Source organism: Vreelandella olivaria (genome assembly GCF_023507745.1).
GTDB classification, from domain to species: domain Bacteria; phylum Pseudomonadota; class Gammaproteobacteria; order Pseudomonadales; family Halomonadaceae; genus Vreelandella; species Vreelandella olivaria_A.
On the sequence record NZ_JALPZO010000039.1, the window covers coordinates 25,847 to 39,817 of the forward strand.

13 protein-coding genes are annotated in these 13,971 nt (G+C 52.7%); 6 read left to right on the plus strand and 7 right to left on the minus strand.

Annotated features, from left to right (window positions below):
* Positions 1-82 precede the first annotated feature (82 nt).
* A complete protein-coding gene (locus HP566_RS03295) occupies positions 83-712 on the minus strand; it encodes a hypothetical protein (RefSeq protein ID WP_249975839.1) in 630 nt (209 codons plus the stop codon).
* Between the two features lie 109 nt (positions 713-821).
* The gene (nfsA, locus tag HP566_RS03300; protein WP_249975840.1) at positions 822-1,553 is read right to left on the minus strand and encodes an oxygen-insensitive NADPH nitroreductase; all 732 of its coding nucleotides are present in this window, start codon (positions 1,551-1,553) and stop codon (positions 822-824) included.
* A gap of 281 nt (positions 1,554-1,834) precedes the next feature.
* On the opposite strand from nfsA, the gene HP566_RS03305 reads away from it, so the two are divergent.
* Positions 1,835-2,395 carry an OsmC family protein gene (locus tag HP566_RS03305; RefSeq protein ID WP_249975841.1) on the plus strand — a complete coding sequence of 187 codons (561 nt, stop codon included), beginning with the start codon at positions 1,835-1,837 and terminating at the stop codon, positions 2,393-2,395.
* A gap of 71 nt (positions 2,396-2,466) precedes the next feature.
* Here HP566_RS03305 and HP566_RS03310 read toward each other — a convergent pair whose 3' ends face one another.
* From HP566_RS03310 to HP566_RS03325, 4 genes are read right to left on the minus strand one after another with little or no spacing between them, the layout of a single operon-like run.
* Complete coding sequence (locus HP566_RS03310) at positions 2,467-4,137, minus strand: sigma-54-dependent Fis family transcriptional regulator (protein ID WP_249975890.1); 1,671 nt, start codon at positions 4,135-4,137, stop codon at positions 2,467-2,469.
* A gap of 24 nt (positions 4,138-4,161) precedes the next feature.
* Positions 4,162-4,998, minus strand: a complete 837-nt coding sequence (locus tag HP566_RS03315) for an ABC transporter permease (protein WP_249975842.1) — start codon at positions 4,996-4,998, stop codon at positions 4,162-4,164.
* On the minus strand, positions 4,995-6,230 hold the full coding sequence (locus tag HP566_RS03320) for an ABC transporter substrate-binding protein (RefSeq protein WP_249975843.1): 1,236 nt from the start codon (positions 6,228-6,230) through the stop codon (positions 4,995-4,997). The genes HP566_RS03315 and HP566_RS03320 overlap by 4 nt, the downstream gene beginning before the upstream one ends.
* 18 nt (positions 6,231-6,248) lie before the next feature.
* Positions 6,249-7,127 carry an ABC transporter ATP-binding protein gene (locus tag HP566_RS03325; RefSeq protein WP_249975844.1) on the minus strand — a complete coding sequence of 293 codons (879 nt, stop codon included), beginning with the start codon at positions 7,125-7,127 and terminating at the stop codon, positions 6,249-6,251.
* Between the two features lie 366 nt (positions 7,128-7,493).
* On the opposite strand from HP566_RS03325, the gene HP566_RS03330 reads away from it, so the two are divergent.
* Positions 7,494-8,666 (plus strand): acyl-CoA dehydrogenase family protein, encoded by a 1,173-nt coding sequence (locus HP566_RS03330; protein WP_249975845.1) that lies wholly within the window; start codon positions 7,494-7,496, stop codon positions 8,664-8,666.
* A 9-nt stretch (positions 8,667-8,675) separates the two neighbouring features.
* On the plus strand, positions 8,676-10,100 hold the full coding sequence (locus tag HP566_RS03335) for an FAD-dependent oxidoreductase (protein ID WP_249975846.1): 1,425 nt from the start codon (positions 8,676-8,678) through the stop codon (positions 10,098-10,100).
* Here the strand turns inward: HP566_RS03335 and HP566_RS03340 are convergent.
* Positions 10,095-10,589: a metallophosphoesterase family protein gene (locus HP566_RS03340; protein WP_249975847.1), complete on the minus strand. Its 495-nt coding sequence runs from the start codon at positions 10,587-10,589 to the stop codon at positions 10,095-10,097. The genes HP566_RS03335 and HP566_RS03340 overlap by 6 nt on opposite strands.
* Positions 10,590-10,843: 254 nt before the next feature.
* Here HP566_RS03340 and HP566_RS03345 point away from each other — a divergent pair, with 254 nt between their 5' ends.
* The 3 genes from HP566_RS03345 to HP566_RS03355 all read left to right on the plus strand — a co-directional run bounded on the left by HP566_RS03345 (position 10,844) and on the right by HP566_RS03355 (position 13,945).
* Positions 10,844-11,983 carry a DUF1611 domain-containing protein gene (locus HP566_RS03345; protein WP_249975848.1) on the plus strand — a complete coding sequence of 380 codons (1,140 nt, stop codon included), beginning with the start codon at positions 10,844-10,846 and terminating at the stop codon, positions 11,981-11,983.
* Positions 11,980-13,035 carry an alanine/ornithine racemase family PLP-dependent enzyme gene (locus tag HP566_RS03350; protein ID WP_249975849.1) on the plus strand — a complete coding sequence of 352 codons (1,056 nt, stop codon included), beginning with the start codon at positions 11,980-11,982 and terminating at the stop codon, positions 13,033-13,035. Before HP566_RS03345 ends, HP566_RS03350 begins: the two co-directional genes overlap by 4 nt.
* Before the next feature lie 142 nt (positions 13,036-13,177).
* A complete protein-coding gene (locus HP566_RS03355) occupies positions 13,178-13,945 on the plus strand; it encodes a class I SAM-dependent methyltransferase (protein ID WP_249975850.1) in 768 nt (255 codons plus the stop codon).
* The last annotated feature ends 26 nt before the right edge of the window (positions 13,946-13,971 follow it).

The following is a 13,971-nucleotide window of genomic DNA, read 5'->3' on the forward strand; positions in this document are numbered from 1 at the left end:
CCATCACTCCACTGCCCCCTGAAAATATAAAAAAAGCCAAACATGACCAACATTCAACCCTGTGCTGGGTACATCGTAACCATTACGCCAATGGCCGCTGTTTAAAATCCTGCACGGTAATGCTGGCAAATTTCTCCAGAAAAAATACCAGCGTTTCGGGATATCTAAAGCATTGTTCAAAGGACTCCTGTCCACTGCCGGTACGGCGGGTAATACGCGCCTGATATAGATCTCCCACTTTACACACGTTGGCGCTGTTTTCGCGCTCACCGTCACGGTGTACAGCGGTTATCGGCGCCCCTTCCTGCAATAGAGTGGTTAACTGGCGGGCCGCATCCACCTCTTCTGTAGTAGCCCATAGCGGCTGGTCACGGTTACCGTAATGGTAGAGCAGAATCACCAGCATAACGGAGAAAATGCTACTGGTAAGCATCCAGGTTAGTTCCACGTTCGATATCGGCATGCTAATCACCACCAGTAGCTGAACAACGACGCCAATCGCCAGGAGAGCGGCAAAAGGCCGCCAAATACGGGGGTTCATAAAGCCACGTTGCAAAATATAGCCCCATAACCCCAGCACCGCGAGCGCTCCTAATGAGAGGTGTGCCAGCGCCAGGGGCGAACCACCTCCTGAGAATATCGCCACCACACCAATGGCAGGGATGAGCGTATAAAATGCCGCCAGTAGATAGTAAGCACGTTTGAGAGTCATCAATGGCTCCTTTTGTTATTGTTGCCATGCATTGAGTATAGATGATACCCAACACAGTGCTGGGCGTACGGTTAAACGCCAATAGAAACGACGTTGGGCACCGAATGGATTACTTCATTTCAAAACCACGCTTAACCAGGAAGTCACGCATATGAGGCCGCAGTTTGTTATCAAATAACGGCGTCAAATTGTGTGACCAATCGGTATTTTTGTTACCACTGCTGCGAGCCTGATAGTACGCCTGCATCGTGGCATCAAAGGCTTCCACCAGTTCACTGTCTTCAGTGTAGTAGTCTTCTTTCAGAATCGCTTCGACGGGTAGGCGCGGCTTCACCTCCGGCTCATGGGCGGGGTACCCAAGGCACATGCCAAATACCGGGTAGACATGATCCGGAAGGCGCAGCAGATCGCTAACCTCTTGTGGATTGTTGCGAATACCACCGATATAACAGATCCCCAACCCTTCTGATTCCGCCGCTACCACGACATTCTGGGCCATTAGGGCCACATCGACCGTGGCAACCAGCAGTTGCTCTGTCATTCCACGCTCTACCTTTGCCCCTGTGCGCTCAGAAGCCTCTGTAGGACGCTTCATATCAGCACAAAAAACCAAAAAAGCGCCACAATTGGCAACGTAGCCTTGCCCACCCGCCAGTTCCGCAATCTTTTCCCGATTAGCTACATCTTTCACATGGATAACTGTGTACGCCTGCACATGACTGGAGGTGGCAGCGCCCTGACCCGCTTTGATGAGTTCTAACAGCATTCCATGAGGAATTTCCTGATCAGTAAATTTTCGGATTGAACGGTGGGATTGCAGCAATTTAATAGTGTCGTTCATGATGCCTCGCTTATATGATTCACGCGCAAATTCAGCTAACAGAATGGCACAGCACGGTGCCATTAACCTACTGCTTGACAGCTTAACAATGTCGACATTGATGACCCTTAATTGTCAGCATTGTTGCCCCTACCTTGTTACAGCCACCCCCATCAAGCTTAAAAAAAAGATAAGGGCATGATAACTATAAAATATTACCCGTATGGTACGTATCGTGCTCTTACAGGTGGCCGGTGTTGATAGAACACCCATGCCACTCTGACGAAGCTAGGAGCCCAATTATGGCCACTGCAACTGACACACCTCAAACCATTAGCCACTATCTGCGCCCCATCGACCGTGCGGGGCTTTTGGGTTTCGCGGAAAAAGGCCGCAATAATCCTAAAATGCGTGGTACCAACAAAGTACATACCATTTGTGAAGGTCAGTACCGCACGCTAAGTTATGTGGGTGAGCACTCACCAGTGGTGGTGGATGAACCACCGCATTTGTTTGGACAGGATACCGCCCCTGCCCCTGGAGAAATTGTTCTTTCGGCTTTGGGCGGCTGCCTGGCAGTGGGAATCACTGCCGTGGCTACATGGAAGCAAGTTAAACTGTCCAAACTTGAGCTGCTTCTCGAAGGTGATATTGGCAACCCTGCCGCCTGGGGAGCTGGCGGTGCAGAGATGATTCCCTCCGAGATGGGCTTTCAGGAGATACGCGTTAAAGTAGTGGTTGAGGGAGACGCCTCTCGCGATACACTTGATGAGATCGTGAAGCACGCCAATTTCTACTCCCCTGTTGCCAACACCCTGCGTAATCCTGTCAATTTTCATATAAGGCTCGCAGATAAAGAATAGTGCTGCTCAGAGATGCCCCTGACCAGTCAGGGGCTATCCTTTTATAACTGAAACTAAACTGAATCTTTCACTTAGCAATAGCGGGTTTTATCAATACCGAGCTTTTGTAGCCGGTAGGACAACTGGCGAGGGCTTAATCCAAGCTGGCGTGCAGCTTCGGTTTTATTGCCACGGGCACTTCGTAATACAGCGACCAGCTGTTCAGGGTCGGAGTCAACCACGCGTTGGTATGGCCGCCCTCCGCCATTACCAAACGTAGCCCTTTCGATGGAATAACTATCCATCGGTACATGAGCAGTGAACACCGGTTCAGTTCGCACTCCCCGAGCATGCTTTTCCGTAACAGACTCACGGGTAAATGTCGGATAACGCTCAATTTGCGATTCATCGTGCAGAATGTGCTCAACATGCGCAGACGTAATGCTTACGCCTCTCGCTGTCAGCACCGCACGCTCAATCACATTTTCCAGTTGCCGGATATTGCCAGGCCACGGGTAACTATCCAGGCGGTTAATAACCCCTGGATCAAAACTCAATTGCCGGTCATGGCGCAGGTTAAACATATTGAGAAAATAGTGTGCCAACAAGGCGACATCCCCTTCCCGCTCGCGTAACGGCGGTAAACGCAAGGGAACTACATTAAGGCGATAAAACAGATCCAGGCGAAAATCGCCATTATTCACCGCTTGCTGCAGATCCATATGAGTAGCGGTAAGCACTCGGATATCCATGGGGATTTCCTGATCCCCACCCACTCGCTGCAAGCTGCGCTCCTGGAGTAAACGGAGCATTTTAGTTTGTAGCTCCAGGGGCATATCACCGATTTCATCGAGAAATAGCGTTCCCCCATTGGCGGCTTCCACTTTTCCGGCACGACTGCGTATAGCGCCGGTAAAAGCGCCCTTCTCATGCCCAAAAAGCTCTGCCTCCAGTAGATGTTCCGGTATGGCAGCACAGTTGATACATATAAAAGGTCTGTTGGCACGAGAGCTGTGGGTATGAATCAAGCGTGCAAACTTCTCTTTACCTGTTCCCGACTCTCCCTGCAGCATGATAGTGGCATCACTGTTGGCCACCTGGATGGCCTCATCCAACGCCTGCTTAAGTTTGGAACTATTCCCTAGAATTTGATCCTGTACTTTATGCCGCTCCAAAGCCGATCGCAGGGCACTGTTTTGATGTTCCAACCGCTCGGTTCGCTGCTTAATCAGCTCCTTGATGCGCAATATCTGCCCAATCATCGCGGCAATAATGCGTAATAAGTGTAAGTCGGTTTGAATGCCCCGTGGTCGATTACGCAACCGGTGACAGGCTAAAACACCTACTGGCATTTCATCCAACAAAATGGGCACGGCGATAAAGGCCACCACATCATCGGGAAGTACCTCACGGCTTACAGCGCGGAATAGAAAACCATCCTCTTCATCTATATTCTGCATCACACAGACCCGCCCGGTTTCCATAACACTACCGGTAATCCCTTCCCCACGCTGATAGACACCCCGTGCTTTTTCAAACGGCTGCAAACCATATGAGTACGCGATACGGAGCGTTTGGTGATCAGCATCCGGCAGCACGACACGGCCCCGGTTCAGGCCTGCCAATTGCGAGAGCGAGCGTAATACTGCCGGAATGGTGGTATCCGCCTCCAGGGAGCTACCAAGGAAGTGCGCCGCTTCTGAGAGAATCAAAGTGTCCTGATTAATATCCTGGCTTTTATGCCTCAGTAGCGGCGTAGTCATCACGGGCTCTCCCGGCAGCTTAGCTTAAGCACTGTTTTGCCATCCCAAGTAGCGAATCAGCACAACGATAATGCTATCCAGCAAGTAACCAATAATACCGATAATCAGCACTAGTGCAGCCAACAGATCGTAAGCCAGAATATCCCTGGCATCATTAATGGCATAACCAAGCCCACTGGTGACGCCTAAATATTCTGCGGGCACCAGCACGACCCAGGCAATCCCCAGTGCTAGACGAAAGCCTGCCAGGATATCCGGCGCGACCGCCGGAAGGACCAGCCTTCGCAAGCAGGCCAGAGGGGAAGCACCAAAGTTGCGTGCCACCTTAAAATACATTGGGTCGATACGCTGTACGGCAAACGCCGTCGAAAACAGAATCGGCCAAAGGGCAGCCATAAAGATGAGAAAAATGATGGCACCATCCCAGGTTGCAAATGCCAGCACGGCTATCGGCATCCAGGCCAGAGGACTGACCATACGCAGCAACTGAAAGGGGAAGCCGGTGATTTGCCGCAATACAGGAGAGGCCCCCACTAAAATGCCGATGGGCACTGCCACCAGAGAGGCCCAAAGCAGCCCCATGCCAATACGGTACAGGCTTGGCAACACCGTCCCCATCAAAGTGCCCGAAACGATTAACCGCCAGGCCTCCGGCAATGCCTGGGCCGGAGCGAAACCGGCAAATGACTGTGTCGCTGGATTACTGGCAATCAGATATCCCCCAAACCACCAGCACACCAACAGGATCGCCAACCCCATCAGAGGATACGCCACCTTCCCGAATAGCTGTTGACGCAGCGGTGACCAGGGCATGGTACTGATACGGATAGCGACGGCACCACTGCTTATGCCGTTACTCATAGCTGAATCCTCTCTTCACGCTCCCAGCGTTGCCCTTCCGGTGTACCGGGCAAGTGTGCTTCGGGGTACTGCTCCATTGCCTTGCGTACGTACCGGTAGTCAACGAGATCATCCGCTACAAAGTCAGGATCCAGCCCATCCAGAAACGTGGTATCACCACCAACGAGTGTTTCATTCATTGCGCTTACCAGCTGGCGCGTAGCGGATGCATAGGGGTAGGGTGCAAAATCGATCCGCCCACTCCCCCACTCACTATGGCGAATGGCATTAGGGCTTGCGTAATCATCAACGTCATAATGACTCATCGCACGAATCACCACTTCGGCGGGCATCGGCAAATAACCGCGCCCATCCCGGGATAGCATTTCAGCCGTCTCGATTTTATTTTGCTGTGCGTAAATGGAGGCTCTGACCAGCGCGTTAAGCGTCTTCTGTGTACATTCCGGATTGGCTTCTATCTGATTTTCATTCATGCACACAACACAACAGGGGTGGTTCTGCCAGATATCGCCGGTAAAGCGCAACAACTTGCCCCCAGCTAATAGCTCACCTGCGGCATTAAATGGCTCTGCAACGGTGAAGCCATCAATTCGTCCAGCCGCCAGTGCAGGTGGCATATCAGCAGGGGGTAGGATCATAAGATTGACCTGATTATCTGCCAGAGGGGCGGCCTGATCCTGAATGACAGGCTCTAATCCAGCGTCACGCAATGCCATTTGTAATAGCGTGTTGTGAATTGAGTACCAGTAAGGAACAGCAATCTGCTTGCCCCCCAGGTCAGAGAACTCCTCCGCCCCGCTCTGCCCACTCACTAGCACTGCTGAACCATTAACATGCGCCCAGGCCATAATCTTGACAGGAAAGTTGTTGTTGTAACGCATCCACACTGGGATAGGATTGAGCAGATGCACCAGGTTGAAACGCCCCCTGGTAAACCCTTCCACCAGCGGAGACCAACCCCGGATAAGCTCCGGGTCAGCTACGTTCAGCCCTTCCTCTTCAAAGTAGCCCAGTGCGTGGGCTACCAGTAGCGGGGTAGCATCGGTAATGGGTAGGTAACCAATTCTTACTATCGTGTCATCTGCCATGGCTCGTCGCATCATACCTGGCATACTCATTGCCGCTGCCAAACCGCCTGCGGCAGCGAGGCTGTCAAGCATAAAACGACGGCGGCCAGCATTTGTTAGTTGGTAATCAAGCTGACTCTGGTGGTGACAATTGCAGGGGGGCATAGGGATTACTCCAGCGATTTAGCGGTTGATAGGCAGAGGAGCAGAGCGTCTCGTTTCCTTGCACTCTTGCAGCCTTTCATGAGCTGGCGTTTTTATATTGTTAGTAGGGTCAGAAACACTCGCCAAGCACGCTTGCCTGGCCGGTGTATAGCCTTCAACAGAGTGTTTAAAACGGGTCATTAATTCATCGCGCAATAGCGCAAAAGCAGGGTCAATCGGGCTACGCGGATAGGCCAGTTCAATCTCCATTACGCTTTGGAAGGAGCCTGGATTACGGCCCATTACCACCACGCTGTCCCCCATGGTGAGCGCTTCATCAATATCGTGGGTAACCAGCACCAGGGTGATATTTTTTTCACGGGCAATATGGCGAACCTCAATCTGTAAGTTGCGCCGGGTGAAAGCGTCCAATGCTGAAAATGGCTCATCCAACAGAATCACTTCCGGCTCGACGGCCAGTGAGCGTGCCAATGCAACACGCTGCTGCTGGCCACCCGATAAATCCTGAGGACGCGACGATCCTTTATCGCTCAGCCCTACCAGTGCCAGCATCTCCTCTACCCGGTGGGAAAGTGCCGCTGTTTTACCAGTGAACTGCAAGCCTAGTGCAACGTTCTGTCGAACATTCAGCCAGGGGTAAAGGCCAGGACGTTGAAACATCATGTTCCACTCAGGGTGTGGCTTGGTCACTTGCCTCCCATTAATGCGCACACACCCTTCTGTAGGAAGCATCAGACCTGCCAGCATGTGTAACAAGGTGGATTTGCCGCAGCCACTTTCACCAATCAAGGCAGTACTACGTCCAGGGGCAATATCAAACACCAGGTTTTCCAGTACATTTGGCCCTTTTTCACTAAAACGGTGAGTAATGCCATTAATCTGAATCGATGCACCCATGATGAGACCTCTAGCCAAGCATGTTTTAAGCGGCGAATTAGCGATATGTTTAAACTTAGCAAGACTAATGCCGATACTTTATAGCACTTTGATTTAACGACAAAAAAACAAACAACAAGGGCGTCATTTAACAGCCAGGAGGGTGATTCAGAAGCGATTGCCAGCAGTAAATGATATAGATAGGCTAACAATGTCATCACTTTTGTCGTGATTGTAAACATTGTCCAATCCAGCGCTTTATTCTTTAACGTTTGATAACTCGCTTTTTCTTCTCGTTGAAAAAAAGTAATTAACAATTAATTAGTTAGATATCATTTTACATAGTTTGGCATGATTTCTGCCGTGGTAATCGCAAAGAGACTCGATGTGCCTTCACCGGTGCTATTACCGAATCACATCTTTGCCATAGGCCATATCATGAATGCCATTATTGACTTCAACCAGTTAACGGAACACCCGGTATTAGCCGAAATTAAAGCGCTCGTTAACCAACAGTTGGCCCCCCACACTATTGCCATTGATCGGCAAGGGTACTACCCGAGCGACTTTCTGCATGGGCTGGGGCAACTTGGCGCTTACCGGCATCACCTGGCATCACAACAGCCAGACAGGCAAACAGACCTTACCCAGGCCATTGCAGTCATGGCTTCTGTATCCCAGGAGTGCATGTCAACGGGGTTCTGCGTTTGGTGCCAAGACACACTGGCGTGGTATTTAGAGCACGCGGATGATGAGCGCGTACGCGATAACTGGCTGCCCCTCATCAGTAGCGGAGTGCAATTGGGAGGCACGGGACTATCCAACGCAATGAAACACTTTGCCAGTATTGAGCCTTTAAAAATCCGGGCAAGGCGGGTTGAAGGCGGTTATCTGGCCAATGGCACTCTGCCATGGGTGTCTAATCTTGATAAACATCATGTATTTGCAGCCATTTTTCAGTTAGAAGACAGTTCACACAACATTATGGCACTCACTCGCTGCGACCAGCCTGGTTTTCGCCTTCAGCAGTGCGCCGAATTCACTGCGCTGGAGGGAAGTGGCACCTATGCGTGCCATTTTAAAGATAGCTTTATCCCCGACCAGCAGGTGATCAGCCATGATGTTACGACGCTTATACCCCGAATCCGTTCGGGCTTTGTGCTGCTCCAGATGGGCATGGGACTGGGTGTGATCCAGGGTTGCATCGATATTATGCGTTCGATGCGTGAAACCCACCAGCACGTTAACTGCTTTCTCGACGAACAGCCTGAAGCGCTGGAAGAGGCTCTGGATGATGCCTGTAAAGCCACCACCCTATTAGCTAAAGATGCGGTGCATGACGCCTCCAACGCTCTGTTTGCTGATGTCTTGCAACTGCGCTACGGAGCCTCAGAGCTTGCTCTGCGGGCTTCTCAAGCTGCCATGCTGCATGCCGGCGCACGTGGTTATCTTGCCGATGCCCCCGCCCAGCGCAAGCTGCGCGAAGCGTATTTTGTGGCCATTGTGACACCGGCCATGAAGCATATCCGTAAAGAACTTTATCGTTTACAAGCGGCTTAAGGAGGCACCATGACGACCTCTGCCGACCGCCCTTACCGCCGTTATTTATGTATTGTTTGTGGCTTTATCTATGACGAATCTCAAGGCGATCCAGATGGCGGGCTGCCACCGGGCACACGCTACGAAGATATCCCCGATGATTGGGAATGCCCCGATTGCGGTGTTCGTAAACAGGATTTCGTATTACTAACAACAGAGTCACCATCCGGTGCGGCTACCATGCAGCCTGCCACACCATCCAGCGCCCTCCCAAACGAGGCAGAGCAAATAGTGATTGTGGGAGGGGGAATGGCGGCCTGGACGCTGGTTGAGAGTATCCGCCAGCGTGATAATAGCGTGCCGATTGTGGTCGTATCGCGCTGTTCCAGCGAGATATATTACAAACCTCAGCTATCGGCAGCAGCGGCAACTGGCCAATCACCGGACGACCTTGTTATCGCCAGTGGTGAACACCAGGCCAATCGCCTCAATGTTACGCTGGTCGCCCACACGCGGGTATTGGGGATCGACCGAGCCAACCGGCGCCTCATTACACCTCGCGGCGGCCTGCCGTACCGCTATCTGGTGCTTGCAGTGGGTGCTCACCAGCCTAAACCAATACTGTCTGGCAATGCATCACACCAGGTTGTACAGGTTAACGACTTGACCGATTATCGCCTGTTGCGTAAGCAACTGGATGCCCACCCTTCTGCTCGCGTCGTTATTTTGGGTGCTGGTTTAATTGGCTGTGAATTTGCTGACGATTTATCTGGCGCCGGACATGCGGTCTCCTTGATTGATATGGCGGCACACCCTTTAGCTCGTCTGTTACCTACGGGTCTTAGCCAGCGCCTCGCCGAGCAGTTTCAGCATAGAGGCATCACGCTCTACACCGAAACAACACTGGAGACAGTAGAACAGTATGACGGAGGAAGCCTGCGGGTAACCCTGGCTAACGGCCAATGTCTCTATGCTGATGCCGTGATTAGTGCACTGGGGCTGACCCCTAACGTTGCTCTGGCACTGCAAGCCGGCCTGAAGGCGAATAAGGGAGTGGTAGCGGATACCCAGTTGCGTACCTCTGATAGGCATATTTTTGCTTTAGGTGACTGTGTAGAGCACCAGGCACAGCTGCTGCCTTTCATCAAGCCGCTAAAAGCACAAGCGTCTGTTTTAGGGGCACTGCTGTGCGGTGAGAATACTCATTACTCCGGCATCCCATCGACAATTATTATCAAAACCCCCTGCTACCCAATCGCGGTATGGCCACCCCAAGAGCAGGGCGAGTGGGTTGAGCATGTCGCGAATAAGGAGGGAGCTACGTTTTTGCACTACAGCCGGGACTCAGCTGGCCAACAGCGCTTGACCGGTTTTGCGTTAGCAGGGCCGTACACGCGTGAAGTGCGCCACTTTGAAGCCCAACTCAGCCAGGTGGCATCCGCCCTCAGGCTATAACGGTAAATGCAGGATGGCACCACGTATCTGAAGAGGATCTATCCAGAGTTTGCCTAAGGTGATAGGAAGTTTGAACCGTCGCTTCCCGGCAGCTCCAGGGTTGAAAAGTAACTTACCATCATGCCACTCATTGCGCGGCTGATGGGAGTGGCCGTGCAGCACTGCATCACAAGCAGTGTTGGAGTCAAAATCCACAATCCGGTGAACCAGGTGAAGGCGCTGCCTATTTACAATGATCGTCTGGTGACATGGTAACGCCTCCGCCCACACTGCCGTGTCGATATTCCCCCGCACGCAGTGAACTGGCGCCAGCGTTGCGAGTTTCTCCAGGATCGCTATATCCGCCTCTTTGTTGCCTACATCCCCCAGGTGCAGGATTAACTCGCACTCTGCCAGCAACACTAGCACTTCGTCGCGCAGTAACCCATGGGTATCGGCAATGACCCCCACAGGAGAAGTGACGTTATAGCGCGCTATGGATGAGTTCATTGATACCCTCGACCACTGTTGAACTGACGTTATGATATCTGTCTTTCCAATTGCAGCCCCGGCCAGACAGATAAACGCTCACCACCACCCGTTCAAAAATATCCTTTGCAATGACAAAACGTACGGGCTTCCCCAATCTGTGTATGCTGACGTACATCCACTGATCTTGGTGGAGTCCTCTCGTTGATCACCGGCCAACTGGGCCGGGACCTTCCTGTCGCCTCCTCTGAGTCCAGACCTGAGGTTTACGACTCATGCTTCCCAGTTCTCTTAAAGCTATATTCAACGCTGACAGTGGCAATGATGATAGTCGGCAATCCGCCATCGTTTATTGCGAAGCTAACTTCACCCGCATTGACGGCAAAACCGCTAACGGCTTAGTCCGCAGCAGCGAACGGTATCGCATTCTGGCAGTCATCGATAGCACAATGGCAGGCAAAGATGCGGGCGTCGCACTCGGTACAGAAGCCGCAGGTATCCCGATCGTATCAGACCTGCAAGCCGCACTGTTGGCTGCTGACATACGCCCTGATGTGCTTATTTTCGGACTCGCCCCGCTATCCGGCTTAATGTCCAAAGCGGATCGTTCGGTGGTACTGGACGCGCTTGATGCTGGCATTAGCGTGGTTTCCGGGCTGCACGAGTTTCTAGCCGATGACCCGGAAATGGCAGCGGCAGCACTTGCCAATGGCGCAACGCTTCACGATATCCGCCGCCCCCGCCCGACCAAGCATTTGCGCATGTTTGACGGAGCGATTGGCGAGGTTGACTGCATTCGCATTGCCGTCCTGGGCACAGACGGAGCTATTGGCAAACGTACCACCTCAACCCTTTTAACCCAGGCACTCAACGATGCAGGCATTCGTACTGTCATGGTGGGCACCGGACAGACCGGCCTTATGCAGGGGGCTGCCTATGGCGTTGCGCTGGATGCGATCCCCGCCCAGTTCGGTGTAGGCGAACTGGAGGGAGCCGTGCTCGCCGCCTATGAAGGGGAGCGCCCAGAGGTTATTGTGATTGAGGGTCAGGGCGCGCTTAGCCATCCCGCTTATTTGAGCTCAACCGTCGTACTGCGCGCAAGCCGTCCCCAGGCCGTTATCATGCAACATGCCCCTGCCCGTATAGTGCTTAGTGACTACCCCGATGTGCCCATGCCCTTGCCTCTTTCAGAGATTAAGCTCATAGAGCTGTTTGGTGATACTAAAGTGATCGGGCTGGCTATTAATCATGAGAATATGACGCAGGATGAAGTGTTGGCAACTGTACTCCGTTATAAGCAAGAACTGGGGATACCCGCTACCGATGCACTCTGGCACGATCCCTCCACACTGGTATCCATGGTCACCCAGGCATTCCCAGCTCTACAGGCACACCAGCAACCGGCAATAGCGTGAGTTCGCCGCGGGTCGAGATAAATCTCACCAAGATTGAGCAGAACACTCGTCAGTTAGTGACCATGCTGAACACCCAGGGAATCGCCGTCACAGGTATTACCAAGGCAACGTTAGGCTTGCCGAAAGTCGCGCAAGCCATGATGGCAGGTGGCGTGGTTCGGCTGGGGGACTCTCGTATTGAGAACCTTGAAATACTTACAGCTGCTGGCATCCAGGCCCCCCTTACACTACTGCGCTCCCCTACCCCCGAGCAGGCCGAACGCGCGGTCAGTTGCGCCAGCATTAGCCAGGTAAGTGAATTAACGGTCATCCAGGCACTGGCGGTGGCGGCCTCTAAACAGGGTAGCATCCATGGCGTAGTGTTAATGGTCGAGCTAGGAGATCTACGCGAGGGCGTACTACCACATCAGTTGATGGATCTTGCCCAGCATACGCTAAGCACCACCCACATTGAACTGGTGGGTATCGGCACCAACTTAGCGTGCCGCGCAGGAGTGGTTCCGAGTGCTGATAATATGCACGAGTTATCCCAGCTCGCTAGCCTGCTTGAAAGCACGCTTGGGGTACATTTATCCATTATTTCCGGGGGCAATTCGGCCAACCTTTCCTGGGCGATGTCATCCCCTGCTGGCCACATTAATGATCTTCGCCTTGGTGAGTCGATTCTGCTGGGCTGTGATCCACTCACCAGACGTCCATTAAAAGGGCTACACACCGATGCATTTTCACTGGTGGTGCCAGTAATAGAGTCAATGGCCAAACCCACCACGCCACATGGAATCACTGGTGAAGCCGCTTTTGGTGTACCTATTGCCATGCGGGAACGTGGCACAATAATCCAAACCATCGCCTCCATTGGCCGACAGGATATCGACCCTGACGGCTTGGTAGCCCCAACCGGCGTCAGTGTACTCGCCGCCAGCAGCGACCACTTAGTGCTTGAAACACACGCCCTTATGGCACCCGGCTCGGAGCTTCGCTTCGGTCTCAATTATTCAGCACTACTGCGTGCAATGACCTCGCCCTTTGTCACCACCACCTTCATATCTTGAGGCGCCTGCTTCACTCATCAGCCCATTAGATTTTTCACTGTCTATCTAATAAGTTAGGCACCAGCAAGCTATACTGCTATTACGATACGTTGATGACTGATCATTGATGTAATAATAGCAGCGCACCGCCAGGACGCCGAATATGACCAACACTCCTCAAAACGCACCTGGGCAAAATTGGGATGTCAGTGGCTATGCCGAGCACGCTCACTTTGTTCCAAAGCAGGGCATTGACGTTCTCAAACAGTTAGCGCCCCAACCCGGCGAACGCATTTTGGATCTTGGCTGTGGCGATGGCACGTTAACAGCACAGCTAGTACAACGAGGAGCCGATGTCCTCGGCATAGACGCTTCAGAAGACATGGTAAATGCGGCGCGGCTGCGTGGTGTGACCGCACGAGTCGTCGATGGTCATCAACTGCCTTTTGATCATGAGTTTGATGCTGTGTTTAGCAATGCCGCGCTGCATTGGATGCTTGACCCACAGGCGGTGTTAGCCGGTGTTAAGCGAGCCTTGAAGCCTGGCGGCCGGTTCGTTGCAGAGTTTGGCGGGCACGGCAATGTTGCGGCGATCTGTACCGCACTGATCGCATCGTTACAGTTTCGCGGCATCAGTTCCCGAGGGCGCCATCCCTGGTACTTTCCAACAACCCAGGAGTACTCGCACCTGCTGCAAACGGTGGGGTTCCGAGTGGAGTCGATTGAGCTTATTCCGCGCCCCACCCCATTGCCTACGGGCATGGCTGGCTGGCTTGAAACCTTTGCCAGTCCTTTCTTACACGGGCTTGACGAAGATCTTAAGGTTGCCGTTGTGGATAATACAATGAGCCTGCTCGCCCATAGCTTAAGCGATGGGCAAGGTAACTGGACTGCCGACTATGTTCGGCTACGGGTATCAGCCCGCGCCTGAAGGGTGCATTACGCAGTTGCTGACAG

Excerpts from the sequence above, each read along its gene's own strand:
- HP566_RS03355 (WP_249975850.1), top strand. The coding sequence starts at position 13,178 with ATGACCAACACTCCTCAAAACGCACCTGGGCAAAATTGGGATGTCAGT.
- HP566_RS03340 (WP_249975847.1), bottom strand. The coding sequence starts at position 10,589 with ATGAACTCATCCATAGCGCGCTATAACGTCACTTCTCCTGTGGGGGTC.
- HP566_RS03320 (WP_249975843.1), bottom strand. The coding sequence starts at position 6,230 with ATGCCCCCCTGCAATTGTCACCACCAGAGTCAGCTTGATTACCAACTA.
- nfsA (WP_249975840.1), bottom strand. The coding sequence starts at position 1,553 with ATGAACGACACTATTAAATTGCTGCAATCCCACCGTTCAATCCGAAAA.
- HP566_RS03335 (WP_249975846.1), top strand. The coding sequence starts at position 8,676 with ATGACGACCTCTGCCGACCGCCCTTACCGCCGTTATTTATGTATTGTT.
- HP566_RS03315 (WP_249975842.1), bottom strand. The coding sequence starts at position 4,998 with ATGAGTAACGGCATAAGCAGTGGTGCCGTCGCTATCCGTATCAGTACC.
- HP566_RS03305 (WP_249975841.1), top strand. The coding sequence starts at position 1,835 with ATGGCCACTGCAACTGACACACCTCAAACCATTAGCCACTATCTGCGC.
- HP566_RS03310 (WP_249975890.1), bottom strand. The coding sequence starts at position 4,137 with ATGACTACGCCGCTACTGAGGCATAAAAGCCAGGATATTAATCAGGAC.
- HP566_RS03295 (WP_249975839.1), bottom strand. The coding sequence starts at position 712 with ATGACTCTCAAACGTGCTTACTATCTACTGGCGGCATTTTATACGCTC.
- HP566_RS03325 (WP_249975844.1), bottom strand. The coding sequence starts at position 7,127 with ATGGGTGCATCGATTCAGATTAATGGCATTACTCACCGTTTTAGTGAA.
- HP566_RS03345 (WP_249975848.1), top strand. The coding sequence starts at position 10,844 with ATGCTTCCCAGTTCTCTTAAAGCTATATTCAACGCTGACAGTGGCAAT.